The organism is Desulfonatronospira thiodismutans ASO3-1, from assembly GCF_000174435.1.
In the GTDB taxonomy this organism is placed as follows: Bacteria; Desulfobacterota; Desulfovibrionia; order Desulfovibrionales; family Desulfonatronovibrionaceae; genus Desulfonatronospira; species Desulfonatronospira thiodismutans.
In genome coordinates this window covers 312,875-331,782 of record NZ_ACJN02000002.1, presented here as the reverse complement: position 1 = coordinate 331,782, position 18,908 = coordinate 312,875, and the positions used below count along the sequence as shown (strand labels likewise).

Below are 18,908 nucleotides of genomic sequence, written 5' to 3'. Positions count from 1 at the left end.
TGCATCGGCGTACAGGGTGGAATGAGCATCAGGCATAGGCCTGCAGCATGGGCGGCCGGGGCGGAGCAAGATCCATGTTTTTCTGCTTCTGGTAGGCCCTGGAAGCGGTACCCGGATCCGAAGTGCCGGGGTTGAAGGCCTGGGGATCGTTTGAGGATAGCCTGTGTACGTCTCCTGCTTCATGCATGGCGTGTACAAACTTCTGCTCCGGGGCAAGTCCTTGGGGGGGCTTTGGCAGTTCAATTTTTTCACTTGTGTATTCAAGGGAAATGTTTTTCCACTTGAAGCCCATGGACTTCTGGGTACTTTTTACCCTGGTCATACCCTCGGTTTTTTCCGCAGGACAGGTCTTTTTGTCTACCAGGGAGTAGAAAGAGGCCGGAGGACCGGCAGCAGATGTTATTTGAGTCATTAAGCCTGCTCAAAAAATTATGCAGGGGCAGGGTTAAATACCCCTGATTTCATATATCAATTATTTTATAACTATTTATCTGTTTCAGGCAAGATTTTTTTTGCCTGAAAAAACGGACGGATTTTATGGGAAAAATAATCCAGAAGAGAGTTTTGATCCCCAAAAGAGTTACAGAGATGACCATAAAAGCACCGGTGATTGCCTCCAAGGCCAGGCCGGGCAATTTCGTGGTGCTGCGGCTGAGCATGAAAGGAGAACGTATTCCCCTGACCATTGCCGATGCAGACCCGGAAAAAGGACATATTGTCATCGTATATCTGATAATGGGCAAGACCACGGCCCTTCTGGATACCATGAAAGAGGGGGATGTGATCCTGGATCTGTGCGGCCCACTGGGCCGGCCCACCAGCATTAAAAAACAGGGTACAGTGGCCTGTGTGGGTGGCGGAACCGGAATCGCCGCCCTGCACCATATAGCCAAGGGCAATTTTCAGGCGGGAAACAAGGTTGTCTCAGTTATTGGAGCCAGGAGCAAGGATCTTTTACTTTTCAAACCGGAGCTGGAAAAGATCTCCCACGAGGTCCTGGTGTCCACCGATGACGGCAGCGTGGGTCACAAGGGCGTGGTCACCGAGGTGTTAGAAGAGTACCTGGACCGGGACCCGGATGTAAAAGAGGTCATCGGTGTGGGGCCGGTGCCCATGATGCGCTCAGTGGCCAGGGTAGCCCAGCCTTACGGCATAAGGACCCTGGTGAGTCTTAATTCCATTATGGTTGATGGAATCGGCATGTGCGGCTCCTGCCGGGTGAACGTGGGCGGGGAGATACGCTTTGCCTGCGTGGAAGGCCCGGAATTCGAAGCTTCCCAGGTGGATTTCGATGAACTCATGATGCGACTGCAGGCCTTCAAGTCCCAGGAAAAAGAATCCATGGAACTGTTCGAGAAAAAAGAGCTGTTGTGATTATGCAGAAAAAAGCCAAGACCAAGACCAAGATCAGTCCCAGGGTTTCCATGCCCATGCTGGACGCTGTGGAAAGGGGCAGGATGTTTTCCGAGGTGGCCTTGGGCTACACCCTGGAACAGGCCGTTTCCGAGGCAAAGCGCTGCCTGCAGTGCAAAAAGCCCACCTGCATCAAAGGCTGTCCCGTGGACGTGGACTGTAAAGGCTTTATCCGCATGGTGGCCGACAAAGATCTGGCAGGGGCCTTTGCCAGAATCAAGGAAACCAACAGCCTGCCGGCCATCTGCGGCCGGGTCTGCCCCCAGGAGAACCAGTGCGAAAAGACCTGCAAGCTCAGGCCCACTGGACAGCCCATAGCCATAGGCCGTCTGGAGAGATTCGTGGCGGACAACTACTATGCCCATACCTCGTGCGAGGAAGAGACCGGCGCTGATTCCTGTGTTCCCATTGATGAGAGCCTGAAAGTTGCAGCCATTGGTTCCGGGCCCAGCAGTCTGACCCTGGCCGGATACCTGGCCGCCAACGGAGTCAAGGTAAGCGTATATGAGGCCCTGCATTCACCGGGCGGGGTGCTACTTTACGGCATACCGGAATTCAGGCTGCCCAAGTCCGTGGTGCAAAGGGAAATAGATTCCCTGAAAAACCTGCAGGTGGATTTTTTGTGCAACTACGTGGGCGGAAAGAGCATGACCCTGCCCGAGCTTTTCCAGCAGGGATACAAGGCGGTGTTTCTGGGAGTGGGGGCAGGACTGCCCAGATTCATGAATCTGCCAGGAGAAAGCCTCATCGGGGTTTACTCCGCCAACGAATACCTGACACGGGTCAATCTCATGTTCGGTTACAGGTTCCCGGAATACGACACCCCTGTTCCCCCGGGCAGAAACGTGGTGGTCATCGGAGGGGGCAACGTGGCCATGGATTCGGCCAGGACCGCTCTAAGGCTGGGTGCGGAAAGGGTGCGGGTGGTATACCGGCGCACCAAGGGGGAGATGCCGGCCAGGCAGGAAGAACTGGAGCACGCCCTGGAAGAGGGCATCGAACTGGAGATTCTTTCGTCTCCTCTTTCCTTTCACGGCGATGACCAGGGGGTGCTAAACAAAATGGTCCTGCAGCGCATGGAACTGGGCAGCCCCGACGACTCCGGGCGCAGGCAGCCCGTACCCATAGAAGGCGACACTTTTTCCCTGGACACTGACCTGGCCATTATGGCCGTGGGAACCGGGGCCAACATGGTCCTGACCCAGACCACCCCTGAACTGGAGCTGAATGAACGCGGCTATGTCCGGGCTGACCCCGAAACCGGGGAAACCAGCATGAACATGGTCTTTGCCGGGGGAGACATCGTAACCGGAGCTGCCACTGTGGTGGAGGCCATGGGTGCTGGCAGGCGCTCGGCCAGGGAAATCCTGAAAAGGATCAAAGGATAATACTCATGTCGCAGATTGCGGGCGTCAAATTCAGGGACCAGGGCCAGATTTACTACTTTCAGGCCTCTCCCTTTGTGGTCAAACCCGGAGACGGGGTCATTGTCAAGACCCAGGAGGGACTGGGACTGGCCATCGTGGTCCAGGTCAGGGACACCCTGCCGGAAGGCTTTGCCCTTGAGGACCTAAAGCCCATATTCAGGCTGGCCAATGAAGAAGACTTCAAGGTCCAGGAGGAAAACAAAGAGCTTGGCCGGGAGGCCTTTGCCTACTGCAAAAAATGCCTGGCAGAGCGCGAACTGGACATGAAGCTGGTGGATGTGGAAGTCTTTTTTGACCGCAGCAAGATAATCTTTTACTTTACCGCCCCCGGCCGGGTGGATTTCAGAGACCTGGTCAAGGAACTGGTCAAGGTTTACCGTACCAGAATAGAGTTGCGTCAGATCGGGGTCAGACATGAGACCCAGATGGTGGGTGCCCTGGGCAATTGCGGCCAGGTATGCTGCTGCCGGCGGTTCATGCGTCAGTTTGCCCCGGTGACCATCAAGATGGCCAAGGATCAAAATCTCTTTTTAAATCCGGCCAAAATATCCGGGGTTTGTGGCAGGCTGTTGTGCTGTCTTAATTTTGAACAGCCCCACTACGCCCAGTTCCAGAAGAAGCTGCCCAAAATGGGCAAGAGATATAAGTGTCGGGAAGGCTACCTCCGGGTCATCCGGGCCAATCTTTTTCGGGAAAGCCTTACTGTCCTGGACGAGGAAGGCACGGAAAAGGAGGTCCCCTTGCAGGACTGGCAACAGATGCTGCAAAAGCCGGACAAAAAGAAGGAAAACAAGTAGGTTCGTACCTTCTTAAAACCATTCTGCGGGAATTGTCCGTATCAAGTCTGTGAATGAAGCAAGCATGCAGGAGGCGTGTAAATTGGAAAGCTTTTTTGTTTCCACTCCCATATACTACGTAAATGCCAGGCCGCACCTGGGCCATGCCTATACCACAATCGTGGCCGACAGCATAAACCGCCTGCACCGTCTGCGGCAGAAAGACACCTTTTTTCTGACAGGCACGGACGAGCACGGGGACAAGATAGTGGAAGCAGCTGAAAAAAACGGCCTGGCCCCGAAAGAGTATGCTGACAGAATAAGCGCCCTGTTTAAAGAGGCCTGGCCCTGGCTGGAAGTGGAAAACTCCGCCTTTATCCGCACCACTGACCCGGAACATGTAAAATGCGTGCAGCGCTTTCTTAATACCGTCTACGAGAATGGGGACATTTATTTCGGGGAGTACGGGGGGCATTACTGCTTTGGTTGCGAGTGCTTCTACATGGAAAAAGAACTCCAGGACGGACTCTGCCCGGATCACCTGGAAAAGCCCAGATACCTCAAGGAAGAAAATTATTTTTTCCGCATGACCAGGTACCTGCCCGCCCTGCGTGAACATATCCTGAACCACCCGGAATTCATCCAGCCGGAAAGGTATAGAAACGAAGTTCTGGGCATGCTGGGGGACGAACTGACAGACCTGTGCATATCCAGACCCAAATCCAGGCTGACCTGGGGTATAGAGCTGCCCTTTGACAGCAATTTTGTGACCTATGTCTGGTTCGATGCCTTGATAAACTATATCTCGGCCCTGGGCTGGCCCCACGGGGAGGCCTTTAAAAGATACTGGCCCGGAGCGTACCATCTGGTGGCCAAGGATATTTTAAAGCCCCACGCCGTTTTCTGGCCCACCATGCTCATGTCCGCCGGGGTGGACCTGTACCAGGGGCTGCGGGTGCACGGGTACTGGACGGTGCAGGAGGCCAAGATGTCCAAGAGCCTGGGCAACGTGGTCCAGCCCATGGACATGGTGGACAAATACGGCCTGGCACCCTTTCGCTATTTTCTCCTGCGGGAGATGCAGTTCGGCCTGGATGCCAGCTTTTCCGAAGAGGCCCTGGTGAACAGGCTCAATTCGGACCTGGCCAATGATCTGGGCAATCTGTGCAGCCGCACCCTGGCCATGACCAATAAGTATTTCCAGGGGCTTGTGCCGGAAAAGTCCGGGCTGTCCCAGGAGGACCAGGAGGTGGTGGATGCCGGGCTGACCGCTCTGGATGAATACGTACGCCTGTTCGGGGATTTTCAGTTTTCCAAGGGTCTCAGTGTACTCTGGGCTTTCATCGGCAGGCTGAACAAATACGTGGATGCAAGCGCCCCCTGGGTACTTTACAAAGAGGGACAGACTGAGCGGCTGCAAAATGTCATGTACGTCCTGCTGGAAGGACTGCGCAAAATAGCCCTGCACCTGTGGCCGGTGATGCCGTCCAGTTCGGAAGAGTTGCTCAGTCAGTTGGGCACCGGTTTTGACCTGCACAAAGTGGATCTGGAGCAGGAGGCCGGACACTGGTCAGGCCTTAAGCCTGGAGTCCGGGTGGCCAAGAAATCCAATTTGTTTCCCCGCCGGGAGCTCGAGCTTAAGCAGGAGACAGGCAAAGAGAAAAAAGACGGGGCAAAAGCTGCAGAGTCGCCGCAAACTAGTCAGGTCAGCTTTGAGGATTTTCTAAAGCTTAATATGGTCACCGGCAGGGTGCTGCAGGCGGACAAGGTTCAGGGAGCGGACAAGCTGCTTAAGCTCGAAGTGGATATCGGTGAAAAAAAGCCTCGTCTTATAGTGGCAGGACTGGCCCAGCACTTCGAGCCCGGGGACATGCAGGGGCGTCAGGTGGTGGTGCTGGCCAATCTGGCACCCAAGAAGATCAGAGGGGTAACCTCCCACGGCATGGTTCTGGCAGTGCGCCATGGACAAGACATGGTCCTTCTGACCACCACTGAAGGCACTGAGCCAGGCAGTCGGGTAAGTTGACCGGGTACACTTCATGCATAAGGTTTACGAGGTCATAAACGACCTTTACGATGCCCTGCACTACGTATGGGAGCATGATCGGACCCGGCAGACAATCACCACCGTGCTCATCGGGACATTCCTGGTTACCCTGACCCTGACCGAGCTGAACCGCTTCGGGATGCTCCCGGACAACCTTGGAGAAAGGCTTCCCACCAATCCCTTCTATTCAGTCAAGCTGGCCTTTACCCTTTTGCTGGTAAATGAGCTCATTTCACTAATTTTTATTCTTCCATGCTCTGTATCCCGGGCCGTGGGAAAACAGCTGGAGATCCTCTGCCTTATTTTTCTTAGAAATGCCTTCAAGGAGCTGAGTTATTTCACAGAGCCCATTGTGCTTGTGGGCCAGCTGGACGCGGTGCTGCGCATCGGGGCCAATGCCCTGGGAGCGGTGATTATATTTGTGCTTCTGCACTTTTATTACCGGCAGTATGTGAAACGAAGCGGCAAGGGTTCCCGGGGGGAAAGGGTGTACAGGTTCATATCGGTAAAGAAGCTGGTATCCATGATCCTGCTTTTAATTTTCACCATCCTGGGCATATATCATCTGAGTTTTATGTGGATGCACGGGGAGGGAATACCTTTCTTTGCCGAGATATACACCATCCTGGTCTTCAGCGATGTCCTGCTGGTGCTGGTGGTCAACCGCTTTTTCCCCGGATTCAATGATATTTTCCGCAATTCCGGTTTTGCCGTATCCACCCTGCTGATGCGGCTAAGCCTGACTGCACCGGCCTTTCTAAACGTGGTCATAGGTATAGGGGCGGCCCTGTTCGCCCTGCTTCTGGCCATGGCCTACAAGCGAAGCACCTCGGGTGATCCATAATCCTTCTTCCTGTCATTTTTCCGCCTGGTTGCGGCGGCTTTGTCTCTGCTGGGCCTGGTACATGAAGGTCCTTATGGCCAGTTCCCGGTTGGGCTGGATGGAGCCGTCATATGAGGCGTCCAGGTAGGGGACCTTTTTTTCCAGCAAAATGGGCTTTAAAATGGCCGAACAGATGGTGCTGGGCATGCAGGTAAAGGGGAATACATTGACCACCCCGTCATAGTTTTCATGCACATATTCCAGGGCCCCGCCGATGCTTATGGCCGCTTCGGTGCCGATGTCGAAGTTGAACAGACGGTCGTTATCCAGACGGCTTTCCAGGCTGGCGATGCGATGATCCTCGTGGATATCCAGGTGCTTGCGTGCCCGGGAAAATGTCTGGTCCTGACGCCAGAGCTGGTACTTGATCTCGATCTGGTAGTCCAGCCACTTGCGCGAAGCATTGAACATGCCCTGGATGTCTCCCTTTTTCCAGGACTGGGTCCATTGCCGCCGGGTATCGCGCAGGTTGGAATAGGCCACGAAATTGAACCATTCCCCCAGAGAGGCGTCCACAACTTCTCCTCCATGGGTTTCAATCTCCTTGATGAGGTGCTGGTTGGACTGAGGATGGGTGCGCAGATAGATTTCCCCGATGATTCCAATCAGGGGACGTCTGGGCTTGTCCGGATCCATGAGCTTGCTGGCGCGTTTAACTATGTCCTCCAGCAGAGTGTACAGGGCGTTGAAGTCCCGGCTTTCCCCGATGGATTCGATCTTGTCCCGCATCTCCTGCAGTGCTCCTTCCATGAAGGCATCTGTCTCGCCGGGGACCTTTTCATAGGGCCTGACCCGCCAGACCACCCGGTCCAGGACATCGGAGATGATGGTGGCCACGTAGGCCAGGCGGCGAAAAAGCTTGGATTTTTCCTCGGGCATAATCATGGACGAGGAATATGTATCCGTAGAAGACAGATAGGTAATATTTACATCTTCGAACTCGGGGAACTTGTCCAGGACCAGCCTGTGCATCTTGTTGTACATGCCGAAGCGGCAAGGGCCATCCGCCTCGGGCATGAAGTAGACGTAGTCCCCGGGAGAAAATTCTGCCCCCAGGCGTTCTTTTTCCTGCTTGAGGTAGTAAAGGATGTCTCCCAGTGTTACCTGGCAGGGGAAGCATTCCTTGCCCGAAGTGTATTCCTTGCCCAGTTCCAGGCCGTCGTAGGTGGGCATGACCTGAGCCGGGATGCCGTAGGCCCTGAAGCAGGAAGTCAGAAGCCTGGAACCGAAGGGAGACATGTCCGGCATGAGCAGGGTCTTGCCCGTGATGTCAAACTGGCCGACACTTTTGGTCAATCTTTCTTCAAAGAATTGTTGTTCTTGCATAGTGTTAAAAGGGGTTGAGGTTTTGTATGCCTGGTCTACTGCCCGACAGCCTGATCCAGAGAGGTTCTTTTTTCTTTTTTGACCAGGTTCTCCTTGAGGATGTTCTGGACTACGTTTTTATAGGCCTCGATGCGGGTGAGCACGCCGGCCACGGCGCTGTGTTCATCGAGTTCCAGGACCAGTGGCGGCTTTTGTTGCAGGATGTGACCGAAAAAATGTTCTAAAAAGGAGTCCGGTCCGCAGGAGAAATTGGTCAGGTGTACCCCGAACCAGTTGGGCTTCTGGGCGATGAGCTTGGCCGTGCGCAGTATGCGGCCTCCCAGGCCCCAGTACATTCTCGGAAAGTCTTTAAGGTTCACCTGCTCAAAGTCCACAAAATCCATGGGCAGGGCGGTTATGTCCAGCTTGGCCAGCTGACGTCCCAGGCGCAGGTTGAGCCTTTCGTCGTAGAGGTTGTAGGGCCTTCCTGTAACCACCCAAACCGGGCTTGTCTGATCCAGGCCGGAGATGATCTCCCGGCCTTTCTGCTGCATGGTCTTCTTGAACTCCATCTGCCTGACCCAGGCCAGGGACACTGCCCTCTGCACTTCCTTTTCCCGGAATTTAAGCCCGGGGGGCAAGGCCTTGTAAAGGTTCTGGGCTATGCTTTCAATTCCCTCCTTGAGGAAAAGTGTGGGACGGATAAGCCTGCTTTCATCCAGCTGCAGGGCAGCAGTAGCCATGTACTGGGAGCTTTCCACCATGGGGCAGAGCACCCCTCTTTCCCCGTCTTCATCCGGGGTAGGCACATTAATGGGGTTGGGCAGAAAAAGGTAGTCCGCCGGGCTGCGCTGCAGGTGGTTAACATGGCCGTGAAAGACCTTTACCGGAAAACAGGTCTCGGCGGTCATGGATTCCACCCCTGTGGAAGCAATGTCATGGTTGGTAGCCGGGCTGAACAGGACGTTCAGGCCCAGTTCCGAGAAAATATTGGCCCAGAGTATGCCCCATTCCAGGGAGTGCAGGGCCATAGGGATGCCCACAATCGGCTGCCCTGGCCGGGGCTTTTCCATGCTCTTCCAGTCCACCAGGGCATCCTGGGGCAGGTGCTGGTTGAAAAGTTCGCCGCGCAGCAGGAAAAAATTGTCCTTGGTCCGCCCCTGAACGGTGGAGGCCTCGTAACGCCCGCAGTCACCGCCCCAGATACTCTTGCGTCCGCCGAAGTTGTAGATTTTGAGCTTGCATTCGTTGTGGCAGTTCTTGTCCGCCCGGCATATGGATTCCTTGAAATTGACCTCGATGGCGGCCAGGTCCTTGAGGTCGCGCTCTTTGACTTTGATTTCCCCGGAATTGAACTTTTCCTGCACAGCCAGGGCTGTACCGTAAGCGCCCATGACCTCCCTGTTTTTGGGAACAATCACAGGCTTTTGCAAAACTTGCTCAAAAGCGGCGACTATGCCCTTGTTCAGAGAAGGGCCTCCCAGAAACATTATCTTGTTGCCGATGTGCCTGCTTTCCACCACCCGGTGCAGATAGTTGCGCACAATGGCGAAACAAAGCCCGGCGATGAGGTCGTCTCTTTTGGCCCCTTTCTGAGAATATCCCACCAGGTCAGATTCCATGAAAACCGTGCACCTTTCGGCCAGGTTCACCGGGGCCGGAGCAGACAGGGCTATATCCTGGAACTGGCCCACGATATTTATGTTCATCTTGTTGGCCAGTTCGTGCAGAAAGCTTCCAGTGCCGGCGGCGCAGATCTTGTTCATGACAAAGTCCACGGGATGGGAATCCTGGATGGATATATATTTGGAATCCTGGCCGCCTATTTCAAATATGGTGTCTATGCCGCTGTCCACTTTCACCGCGCCCCTGGCATGAGCGGTGATTTCATCGATAATCAGGTCAGCGTCCAGAAAATCACCCACCACGTTTCTTCCGGATCCAGTGGTGCCTACAGCCTGCAGGTCGATTTTATCCCCGACTTCCTGATCCAGGTGCTGCAACAGTTCCTGGGCAACTTCGATGGGTTTGCCTTTGGTGGCTACGTATCTCTTGTGGATGATCCTGCCCTGTTCGTCCACCAGGCTGTATTTGGTTGAAGTGGAGCCGATATCTATACCCAGAAAGGCCTTGATTGTTCCTCTGGCTGGAGACTTGACGGGCTTTAGGCTGTTGTCCGGATCAAAATGGGACAGGTTGAGCTCCAGGGTCTCGGCCCTGGGAAAGCTGTAAGCGGAAGTGGCCATGCTTTCGTCCAGGCTTTCCGGCTTAACCGTGTTTTTACGTCCCTGCTTCTGCGACTGCAGTGCAGTGCCCAGGGCACCCAGGGCTGTGTGATGTTCTGGAACCTGGAGCTGGGGAAAGTGTTTTCTAAAGGCCTGGACCAGAAGCTCATTTTCGGCCATGCCGCCTATGAAGGCAACGGGTTCGTGCAGTTCGCGGTTGGAAACAATGGTGCTCAGGTAGTTGGCGGCAGTGCCGTGGTGCAGTCCGGCAATGATGTTGCTCAGGGATTCGCCCTTATTCTGCAAATGGATCATGTCCGATTTGGTAAAGACGGTGCAACGGCAGGCAACAGGTGCCGGGTAGGTGCTTTGCAGCCCCAGGGCAATAAAGTCGCGCAGGACCTTTTGCAACTGGTTCTGGTCCATTTCAAAATCACCCCCGTACATGGCGTAGGCCAGGCGTTCAGCCTGCTGGTCTATAAATGATCCCGTGCCCGAGGCGCAGGGAGAGTTGAGGTTGAAGGCCTCCAGATACCAGTTGTTGTCCTGGTCGTATTCCAGCTGGAAAAGGGCGGCATCCTGTCCGCCTATGGCTATTAAAGAACGTACACCGGGCAATACCCGGGTGGTGCCCAGGACCTGGGCAATGGTTTCCACCTCGAAGGGGGCATCCAGCAACTGACTGACGATTTGACCCTGGCTGCCGGTAAAGGAAACGGAGTCTATCTGTGCCGGGTCAAAGCGATTGTATATATCGCTCAGAGTCTTCCTGGTTTCTTCCAGGATCAGACCGAAGTGACGTTTGTAAGGGGCTTCGAATGCTATCTCCCCATGGGAATCCACCACGCAGCAGTTTATGCTTACAGAGCCCACATCCAGGCCCACATCGTATGTCATCAAGTTCCTCCCTGAAATGCTGATACTGGTAAGTGTTGAGAGATTTGATCCCGCTGCAAACAGGCATTGCAGCCCTGAAAAAACAAAAAGTTGTATTATTAATCCTAATTTATCAAGTCTTATGCAGTCAAATTGTTCGACTTCCTACCCGGATTTATCGTTTTTGACAAGTCTTTTAGAAAATAAGACTCAAGAGTAAAGGAATCAAATGGAACATTGCCAGCAGGATATTGCTCTGGAAAATTCTCTGGAATGGTCGGCGGTCTTGAGGGAATGCAGATAAAAAGTCCCGTCTTCACTGTTGCCCAGGCTGTTAAATGCAGCACCCAGGGAAATTACTGAGCCCTGCTCCAGGGTGCACTCGCTACGGTAGACTATGTCCAGTTCCTTTAACAATCGGCCCTGTTTCAATTCATCTGGGAGGCAGGACAGAGACCATTCCCCCAGCAAGGAGTGATTGACGTGGGCGTTCAGGTCCAGGTCGTTTTCTCTTAAGAAGATTTCCTCTGAATATTCAGGATGCTCCAGAGGGCTGATTCTGGCCTGCGAAAATTCGAGACAGGGCGGCCCTGGAGCTGAGAAATCCCGGATAAATTCTGCCGGGGTCCTGATTATCCTTCTTTTTTCCAGATCGAATACCGCCCAGGATGTGGTAGCCAGGACCAGGGGGGTGCCTTTCTCGTCCTGGAGTTTAAAGTCCCTGAAAGCGAAGTAGCGGTTCAGTGCTGATGGAAAGGTGGTCAGGCGGACCGTTTGTCCCAGACAGGGGAAACTTTCGATACGGATGAGCTTGCGCATGAGCACCCAGCTCATGTTGCGGGCAAGAAGCCTGTCCGTGGAAAAAATCTCCAGGAGGTTGCTGTGGGTGTAAGCCGAGTCTTGCATCCAGTCCAGAAGAGAGGTAAGTTTGATCCTGCGGCTTCTGTCCACCTGACTGACCCTGATGGTGCCTGTCTCAGTATGGGTGGGATGTTGCATGTATCTCCTTATTAATGCGTTTGGAGGATTTTTTTATGATTGAAGCGTATTCTTTCGGCAAAATGCGAATCCAGGGAAAGGATTATACTCAGGATTTAAAAATTATCAAAGGCGGGGTTGTGCCCCGGTGGTGGCGCAAATCCGGGCACAGTGTAGAGACCGATGATGTCCGGGATATTCTGGAGGCGGCTCCGGACATCCTGATCCTGGGCAAGGGGCGTCCCGGGGTGATGCAGAGCACTCCGGAACTAAGAGCCCTTTTGCAGCAAAAGGGCATAGAACTGGTGGAAGCAGGCACGGACAAGGCATTGGAAGAGTTCAACCGGCGTTTTTCCAGTGGGGAAAACGTTGCAGCCGGGTTTCATCTCACCTGTTGAGTTTTTTCAGCCCGGGTTTTTGTTGGGTGCATCTAAAAAATAAAACCTGATAAATTCAGTTGAAGAGCAAAAAATAATGCTGTATTTAAAACCATGAACAAGGCCAGACATTTTGTTCGCCTGTCCAGGCAGACAGGCTTCGGCGGCTGCAGGGTTTTTTGACTTTAACCGATGCCCGGCTGCAAATCGTTTATGCATGCCGGTGTAAAAGAAGGTAATATGAACTGGGACTGGGAAAAACTGCAACAGCGCAACAGGCAGAGAAAGTCCGGCTGGGAGCCGGGATCCGGTGGCGGAGGACCTACACCTCCAGACTTTACCAAGATCAAGGAAGCCTTGAACAAATGGGGCGACAGCAGGCTTATTTTGATTATACTGGTGATTATCATGGTCGGTTGGCTTCTGACCGGTTTTTTTCGGGTGGAACCGGGCCAGGTGGGCGTGGTGCAGCGTTTCGGGGCTGTGGTGCATGTGACCGAGATGGGTGCCGGCCTCAACTGGCACTGGCCCAGGCCCGTGGGCCAGGCCACCAAGGTGGACACTCAGCAGATCAGAAGCTTCGAGATAGGGTTCACCCGGGTTGAAGGCAGAAAACGCGTCAACCGGGATGAAGCATTGATGCTTACCAAAGACAAAAACATTGTCCACTTCGAAATAATAGTCCACTACCAGGTGCAGAATCCTGAAGAATACCTCTTCGAGATTGAAAATCCAGAGGAAGTCATAAAGACTACCACGGAAAGCGCTCTTCGAAGTGCCGTGGGCACTCTGGAGATAGACAGGGCCATTGTGGCCGAGGGGCTCAGCCGGATAGCCAACAATACCCAGGATCTGCTGCAGGATCTGCTGGACGACTACAATTCCGGTCTTCGTGTGGTAAACGTCAGGACCGAACGGGGCGACGCCCCCCAGGAAGTGCGTCAGGCCTTTCATGACGTGGTGCGGGCCATGGAGGACAAGGAAAGGCTTATCCACAGGGCAGAGGAATACAGAGAAGATATTATACCCAGGGCCAGGGGTGCAAGGGCTCAAAGGATTCTGGAGGCCCAGGGAGAAGTCAAGAGGTTCGGCCAGCTCCTGGTGGAATACCGCAAAGCCAAAGGCGTGACACGGCAGAGGCTCTACCTGGAGACCATCGGAGATATCCTTCCGGGCGTGAACAAGATTATTATGGACAAGGATGCCGCAGAAAGAGTGATGCTTTTTCCAGACGGAAAAGGTGTGCGGTTTGAAACCATTGAGACGGAAAGATAGCCATGGCTGTCAAAGTTGATAAGTTTCGGAGGAATACATGAAAATAGCGGCTTTTTTTCCGGTGGCCCTGTTAGTGGGCATCATCGTTTTCTCCCTGTCCATATTTACAGTGGACGAAAGGGAATATGCCCTGGTTCTGCAGTTTGGTGAGCACAAGCGCACTATTAAAGAGCCGGGCCTTCACTTCAAGATCCCCCTGATCCAGTCGGCAACCCTTATAGACAAAAGGGTACAGACCAGCGATGTCGGTGCTGACGAGTTTTTGACCGTGGATATGGAAAGGCTTTTAATCGACCATGTCACCCGCTGGCATGTAAAAGACGCTCTTCTTTTCTATATGACCGTGCGCAATGTCCGGGAGGCCCAGGGCCGGATCCAGAACGTGGTTGTTGCAGAACTAAGAGACGTTGTCAGTAACCAGTCCATTCTCAATGTCATTGCCGAGGAGCGTGAAGCCCTCATGACACTGGTCAGCGAGCGGGCCAGGGAGCGCATAGAAGATTTCGGGATCATGGTCAATGATGTGCGCATGAAGCGCGTTGATTTCCCCTCGGAAGTCGAGGAGAATGTCTTTGCCCGTATGGAGGCGGAAAGAGAGAGAATAGCAGCCAGGCACCGGGCCGAGGGCGAGGAGATAGCCATGGAGGTCAGGGCCCAGGCTGATGCAGACAGGGAGAGAATCCTGGGTGAAGGTGAAGCCCTGGCCACGGAGACGTTTGCCGAGGGGTTCACCGAGGATGTGCTGATGGTCACCGACCAGGAAGGAAATGCTGTGGCCGGAGCCTTTGTCAGCATCAACGGCAGGGACGTGGGCCTCACTGATGCAGCCGGGCGCATCACCATTGCCTTTCCCAAAGTGGACGAGGTGAGGGTGCGGGCGCAGGTGGAAATAGAAGACCAACTTAGAAGGGGCACCCTGGAAGGAGATCTGGAAGACGGGTATACAATGGATGTGTCCAGGTCCGGAGATCTTCACCTGGAGTTTGAAGGAAGGCCGGCTACTTACCTGGGATACCTGGCCGACGAAGAGTTCTTCCGTTTTCAGAAGTCTCTTAGTACATATCGGAGGGTTATGCTGCCAAGCAGCACAACCATGGTCATGAGCACCGACGCGGATTTATTTGACTATCTGGGCGGTCCGGGCATGCCAGTGGAGATTGACCTGGAATAAGCCTGCCGGACAGCAAAGCCTTTTCTTCTCTGGAGATACAACGGCGCAGACGGCAGGTGTCAGGCTTTTTTCTTCATCCGGCGGTCTAAGCCTAAGTACTCTGATTCGTAAGTTCGGTGACGTATTTTTTCGTTAAGCTTTCAAACTCACATTAACATACATAGAAGTTTATGGGTACTTCTCCGGGCATAAAACGTCATCATATTTACGAATAGGAGCACTAAGCCTGTGTTTCCATGGATCCTGGAAGCATGGCCAGGGCCTGTTTCATCTCTTCCTGAAACCTGCTTTGCACCGCAGACTGAACTGCTTCGGTGGAACCGGTAAACCTCCTGCTTCTTTCCGCGTAGACAGCCTCGATCATCTCCCGGTCGGGGCTTTCTACGTTTTCATATCCTATTTCCCCCGCTACTTTCTGGAATATGTTCATGGACCCGTGCACACCATGCTGCACAGCGGTGCTCCACAGGACTTCCCTTAAGGCCGGTGAGGCCTGCTGCATATCCAGGCCGGTGCGGGACTCCACGCCTCTGGCCGCTGGCAGGTAAAAATTATGGTGAATAAATTCATGCTGCAGTTCAGAGAACAGCTCCGGGTTCTCTCTGTCAATTCTTTGCCACTCTTCAGGCATGCTTCCGGTTCTCCCCTCGGTATTCATGGGTCCGGCCTGCCTGAGCCGGGAGGCCAGTTCCGGCTCCCTGTCTTCCAGAAAATCCAGGAATTCGCCCATGGTGCCCATGTTGGATGAGAGCTGATAAATGCCGTAGCATGTACCGCCCCGCCTGTCATACCCGATGGCGTCGGACCTGTTGGCTGATTCAAACCTGGCTGCCAGACGTCCCGGGCGGTGGTCTTCTGACTCTGTTTCCCGGGTTCTGGAATTTATTTCCGGGGATTTGAAGGCGGCGTGTTCCTGGTAAGCTCTGGAAGCAGCCTTTCTTTGCTCTGGGCCAGGTTGGCCTGCTTCAGGCTGCAGGCTGCTCACAGTTGCTTCTGTCTTTTGTGTCGGCAGTTCATTTTTGAGTTCCAGGCGGGATACTTTCATGTCCGCGTCATGGGGATTTGAGCTGCTTTCCAGCCCGGCCAGGGTCACCGTGGGCTTAATGGAGGAAAAACCCTGGTCCTGTTCCAGGGTCAAGGTGGAGACCCGGACCTTTTCCTCCCCGGCTGCCTCAAGAGCGGCACTATTTACAGCCGGCCTTTGTGTTGAAGGCGGCGTATGTCCGGCTGCGCCATCATCACGGCTCAAGGGGTCTGCCTTTTCCCTGGCCAGCATGGAGTCTATGAATTCAGGCATGGCCGGACTTTTTGGTGCAGAGCTCACCACAGAGTTCTTAATGATTGCCGGGGAAACAGAGGCAATAACCTGCCGCGTTGTCTCCTGGGCTGGGTCGGCGGTTTCAATGCGTGGGCCTGGGGACTTTTGCATATGCGGATGGGTGGCCCCGAAGTCAATTTTCTGGCGCATGGTGTGGGACCCGGAAGTTGATGCATCTCCGGAAGATGTGCCGGATGCCTCCATGCCCTGGGAAGCCCCGGGGCCGGGCTTTTGCACCCGTGGGCCCGGCGGCAGGTTTTCATCCCGGCTTGAGGTCTGTTCACCGCCCTGCAGTATGCCGGATGCACCTGGAGTGGAGACGGCGGGTACCGTGGAGGGTGGAGCTGTTGACAGGTTCTTGTTCATGACCAGATCAAAGAAGCTTTCTCTGGATCTTTGGGGAGGACTGGCAGCGTTCTCCCGGATCCTGTCTTGCAGAGCAGTTAAACCGTGATCAGAATGGTTGATTATCATGCAGCTGTCCTTTGGGTCTTTACCGGTTTGTTCTAAAGATCTCTGGTAAATTTATTCAAAATACGTACCATGTCAGCTGGCTCGTCTTTTTGATCCGATGGCCGGAATAAGAGTAGCCACACAGGTTTGCTAAGCATCTGTTCGAACTTTTCAAATCAGACATTTAAAAAAAGGCTTGCATCCCCGGGAACTTGTGTATATCTTTCCTTATTGCCTCAATCGCGAGTGCCTGCATTCTTCCCCAAGCGAACCCCGCCGGGTACCCCAGCATTCAAATATATTGAGCCGTTATACATACGCCCCTGTACCGAGGGAGTGCATCGGTGCTTCAATTTAATTTTTTTATACCCAAGGACTATTTTGATGAATTTTACAGATTTTGAACTTGACCACAGGATTCAGGCCGGAATCAAGGCCTGCGGATACAAGAACCCCACTGCAATCCAGGAGCAGGCCATTCCCGTGGGCCTGCAGGGCAGGGATGTCATGGGCCTGGCCCAGACCGGCACCGGGAAAACCGCCGCTTTTGTGGTGCCTGCTTTGCAGAGATTACTGCAGGGCAAACGGGGCAAGCCCCGGGTGCTGGTGCTTTCGCCCACCAGGGAGCTGGCAGAGCAGACCCATGAATTTTTCACTGCTCTGGGACGTAAAACAGGACTCAGGTGCGTCTCAGTATACGGCGGCGTGAGCAGGTCCGGGCAGGTGCAGAAAATCCGCTCCGGTGTGGAAATCGTGGTCGCCTGTCCCGGGCGTCTTCTGGATCTGGCCAGAGACCGGGCCGTAAATCTTTCGCAGGTTGAGACCCTCATCCTGGACGAAAGCGACCGCATGCTGGATATGGGTTTTATGCCCGATATCCGGAGTATCATGAAGATGCTGCCCCCAAAGCGCCAGAACATGCTTTTTTCAGCCACCATGCCTGCAGATATCCGGACTCTGGCCGATGAGATCCTTGATGATCCGGCCCGGGTGCAGGTTAATCATGAAAGGGCCTTAGACAGCATCAGCCAGTGCCTGTATCCGGTAAAGCGCAGGCCCAAGGCGGAAATGCTCATTGAACTGCTAAGGGAGAAACAGGACGGGGCTACACTGGTTTTCACCAGGACCAAGCACATGGCCACCAGGATCGCCAAGCGCCTGAGCCAGGCCGGATTCAGGGCCAGGGATCTGCAGGGGAATATGTCCCAGAACAACCGTCAAAGGGTCATGAAAGACTTCAAGAGAGGCAGCTTCAATATCCTGGTGGCCACGGACATCGCCTCCAGGGGCATTGACGTGGCCGGAATCGGCCATGTAGTAAACTTTGACATGCCGGATACCGCTGAAAGCTATACCCACCGCATAGGGCGTACCGGCAGGGCGGATTCCTGCGGTGACGCATCGACTTTTGTGGAGCCCAAGGACTTCGGTCTTATCCGGGCCATAGAAAGGCTTCAGTCCCAGAAGCTGCAGAGAAAAAGCATTTAATCCGTAATAATAACAAACCAGCCAAGCTCTCCGGCACGGGCAAAAGCCATGCAGCTGACAGTTCTGGCAGACAACAACACCTTCATCAGCCGGTACTTTCTGGCTGAACCGGCCCTGTCCCTTTTTATTCAGGTACAGGGCCGAACAATCCTTCTGGACTGCGGCTTCAGCGATGTCTTTTTGCGCAATGCAGGCACAGCCGGACTGGATCTGCTGCAGTTGGACACAATAGCCTTTTCCCACGGACATCTGGACCATACCTGGGGCATGACAGAGCTGGTGCGCATGTATGCCCGGGCGGCTCTGGAAGGCCGACCGCACAATAGGCCACAGGTGCTGGCCCACCCCAGGACCTTTGAAAGCGTAATGGACGAGCGGGGAGTGGACCAGGGCAGTATGCTGTCTAAGGACAAGGTCGAGCAGCATTTTCCCCTGAAACTCTCTACTACCCCGGTTTATATCACCCCGGGCCTGGTCTGGCTGGGTGAAATCCCCCGCACTACCTCCTTTGAATCCCGCAAAGCACTGGGCTGGAAAACCGACGACTCCAGACCGGATTATGTCCCGGATGATACCGCCCTGGCGTACATCTCCCCTGAAGGACTGGTGATAGTCACTGGTTGCTCCCACTCCGGGATATGCAATATCGTGCACCATGCCCGTCAGGTGACCGGAGAGGACCGGGTGGTGGATATAATAGGCGGGCTGCATCTGCAGTCGCCGGATGAGGAGCAGCTGACCGGGACCATTGACTTTCTCAAGACACTTAATCTGACAGACCTGCACGCCTGCCACTGCACTGACCTTTATTCCCGAACCTCCCTGGCTGCGGACCTGCCTCTGAGAGCAACCGGCTGCGGTATGCAGCTCAACTACCCCTGACTCCCCCGGCTGCT

Annotated in this window: 15 protein-coding genes; 10 read left to right on the top strand and 5 right to left on the bottom strand. The window is 54.2% G+C overall.

All coding sequences use genetic code 11. The annotated features are described in order from the left end of the window. Positions 1-28: 28 nt before the first annotated feature. Entirely contained in the window at positions 29-412 is a 384-nt protein-coding gene (locus DTHIO_RS07765) for a hypothetical protein (protein ID WP_008869769.1), read from the bottom strand. Positions 413-537: 125 nt separating this feature from the next. Here DTHIO_RS07765 and DTHIO_RS07760 point away from each other — a divergent pair, with 125 nt between their 5' ends. The 5 genes from DTHIO_RS07760 to DTHIO_RS07740 all read left to right on the top strand — a co-directional run bounded on the left by DTHIO_RS07760 (position 538) and on the right by DTHIO_RS07740 (position 6,507). Next, positions 538-1,374 (top strand): sulfide/dihydroorotate dehydrogenase-like FAD/NAD-binding protein, encoded by an 837-nt coding sequence (locus DTHIO_RS07760; RefSeq protein WP_008869768.1) that lies wholly within the window; start codon positions 538-540, stop codon positions 1,372-1,374. A 2-nt stretch (positions 1,375-1,376) separates the two neighbouring features. Further along, positions 1,377-2,801: an NADPH-dependent glutamate synthase gene (gene gltA / locus DTHIO_RS07755; RefSeq protein ID WP_008869767.1), complete on the top strand. Its 1,425-nt coding sequence runs from the start codon at positions 1,377-1,379 to the stop codon at positions 2,799-2,801. 5 nt (positions 2,802-2,806) lie between these two features. Next, positions 2,807-3,637: a PSP1 domain-containing protein gene (locus DTHIO_RS07750; RefSeq protein WP_008869766.1), complete on the top strand. Its 831-nt coding sequence runs from the start codon at positions 2,807-2,809 to the stop codon at positions 3,635-3,637. Between the two features lie 64 nt (positions 3,638-3,701). Beyond that, positions 3,702-5,642: a methionine--tRNA ligase gene (gene metG / locus DTHIO_RS07745; RefSeq protein WP_337833165.1), complete on the top strand. Its 1,941-nt coding sequence runs from the start codon at positions 3,702-3,704 to the stop codon at positions 5,640-5,642. Between the two features lie 13 nt (positions 5,643-5,655). Then, complete coding sequence (locus DTHIO_RS07740; protein ID WP_008869764.1) at positions 5,656-6,507, top strand: hypothetical protein; 852 nt, start codon at positions 5,656-5,658, stop codon at positions 6,505-6,507. A 12-nt stretch (positions 6,508-6,519) separates the two neighbouring features. Here the strand turns inward: DTHIO_RS07740 and DTHIO_RS07735 are convergent, their stop codons facing one another. The 3 genes from DTHIO_RS07735 to DTHIO_RS07725 all read right to left on the bottom strand — a co-directional run bounded on the left by DTHIO_RS07735 (position 6,520) and on the right by DTHIO_RS07725 (position 11,951). Continuing rightward, entirely contained in the window at positions 6,520-7,872 is a 1,353-nt protein-coding gene (locus tag DTHIO_RS07735; RefSeq protein ID WP_008869763.1) for a CoA activase, read from the bottom strand. Between the two features lie 35 nt (positions 7,873-7,907). Beyond that, the gene (locus DTHIO_RS07730) at positions 7,908-10,973 is read right to left on the bottom strand and encodes an acyl-CoA dehydratase activase (RefSeq protein WP_008869762.1); all 3,066 of its coding nucleotides are present in this window, start codon (positions 10,971-10,973) and stop codon (positions 7,908-7,910) included. Positions 10,974-11,177: 204 nt separating this feature from the next. Then, on the bottom strand, positions 11,178-11,951 hold the full coding sequence (locus DTHIO_RS07725) for an acyl-[acyl-carrier-protein] thioesterase (RefSeq protein WP_008869761.1): 774 nt from the start codon (positions 11,949-11,951) through the stop codon (positions 11,178-11,180). A 35-nt stretch (positions 11,952-11,986) separates the two neighbouring features. Between DTHIO_RS07725 and DTHIO_RS07720 the strand changes: the two genes are divergently transcribed. From DTHIO_RS07720 to hflC, 3 genes are all read left to right on the top strand, one after another. Further along, on the top strand, positions 11,987-12,328 hold the full coding sequence (locus DTHIO_RS07720) for an Mth938-like domain-containing protein (RefSeq protein ID WP_008869760.1): 342 nt from the start codon (positions 11,987-11,989) through the stop codon (positions 12,326-12,328). Positions 12,329-12,547: 219 nt separating this feature from the next. Beyond that, positions 12,548-13,582, top strand: coding sequence for an FtsH protease activity modulator HflK (hflK, locus tag DTHIO_RS07715; protein ID WP_008869759.1), 1,035 nt, complete (start codon positions 12,548-12,550; stop codon positions 13,580-13,582). A gap of 37 nt (positions 13,583-13,619) precedes the next feature. Beyond that, entirely contained in the window at positions 13,620-14,753 is a 1,134-nt protein-coding gene (hflC, locus tag DTHIO_RS19705) for a protease modulator HflC (protein WP_008869758.1), read from the top strand. 220 nt (positions 14,754-14,973) lie between these two features. Here the strand turns inward: hflC and DTHIO_RS19700 are convergent, their stop codons facing one another. Then, positions 14,974-16,545, bottom strand: coding sequence for a VgrG-related protein (locus DTHIO_RS19700; protein ID WP_008869757.1), 1,572 nt, complete (start codon positions 16,543-16,545; stop codon positions 14,974-14,976). A 363-nt stretch (positions 16,546-16,908) separates the two neighbouring features. Between DTHIO_RS19700 and DTHIO_RS07700 the strand changes: the two genes are divergently transcribed. After that, entirely contained in the window at positions 16,909-18,012 is a 1,104-nt protein-coding gene (locus DTHIO_RS07700; RefSeq protein ID WP_008869756.1) for a DEAD/DEAH box helicase, read from the top strand. A 48-nt stretch (positions 18,013-18,060) separates the two neighbouring features. Beyond that, on the top strand, positions 18,061-18,894 hold the full coding sequence (locus DTHIO_RS07695) for an MBL fold metallo-hydrolase (protein ID WP_008869755.1): 834 nt from the start codon (positions 18,061-18,063) through the stop codon (positions 18,892-18,894). Positions 18,895-18,908: the final 14 nt, after the last annotated feature.

Bases quoted from the DNA above. Each gene is read 5' to 3' on its own strand.
- DTHIO_RS07765 (WP_008869769.1), bottom strand. From the start codon at position 412: ATGACTCAAATAACATCTGCTGCCGGTCCTCCGGCCTCTTTCTACTCC.
- DTHIO_RS07760 (WP_008869768.1), top strand. From the start codon at position 538: ATGGGAAAAATAATCCAGAAGAGAGTTTTGATCCCCAAAAGAGTTACA.
- gltA (WP_008869767.1), top strand. From the start codon at position 1,377: ATGCAGAAAAAAGCCAAGACCAAGACCAAGATCAGTCCCAGGGTTTCC.
- DTHIO_RS07750 (WP_008869766.1), top strand. From the start codon at position 2,807: ATGTCGCAGATTGCGGGCGTCAAATTCAGGGACCAGGGCCAGATTTAC.
- metG (WP_337833165.1), top strand. From the start codon at position 3,702: ATGCAGGAGGCGTGTAAATTGGAAAGCTTTTTTGTTTCCACTCCCATA.
- DTHIO_RS07740 (WP_008869764.1), top strand. From the start codon at position 5,656: ATGCATAAGGTTTACGAGGTCATAAACGACCTTTACGATGCCCTGCAC.
- DTHIO_RS07735 (WP_008869763.1), bottom strand. From the start codon at position 7,872: ATGCAAGAACAACAATTCTTTGAAGAAAGATTGACCAAAAGTGTCGGC.
- DTHIO_RS07730 (WP_008869762.1), bottom strand. From the start codon at position 10,973: ATGACATACGATGTGGGCCTGGATGTGGGCTCTGTAAGCATAAACTGC.
- DTHIO_RS07725 (WP_008869761.1), bottom strand. From the start codon at position 11,951: ATGCAACATCCCACCCATACTGAGACAGGCACCATCAGGGTCAGTCAG.
- DTHIO_RS07720 (WP_008869760.1), top strand. From the start codon at position 11,987: ATGATTGAAGCGTATTCTTTCGGCAAAATGCGAATCCAGGGAAAGGAT.
- hflK (WP_008869759.1), top strand. From the start codon at position 12,548: ATGAACTGGGACTGGGAAAAACTGCAACAGCGCAACAGGCAGAGAAAG.
- hflC (WP_008869758.1), top strand. From the start codon at position 13,620: ATGAAAATAGCGGCTTTTTTTCCGGTGGCCCTGTTAGTGGGCATCATC.
- DTHIO_RS19700 (WP_008869757.1), bottom strand. From the start codon at position 16,545: ATGATAATCAACCATTCTGATCACGGTTTAACTGCTCTGCAAGACAGG.
- DTHIO_RS07700 (WP_008869756.1), top strand. From the start codon at position 16,909: ATGAATTTTACAGATTTTGAACTTGACCACAGGATTCAGGCCGGAATC.
- DTHIO_RS07695 (WP_008869755.1), top strand. From the start codon at position 18,061: ATGCAGCTGACAGTTCTGGCAGACAACAACACCTTCATCAGCCGGTAC.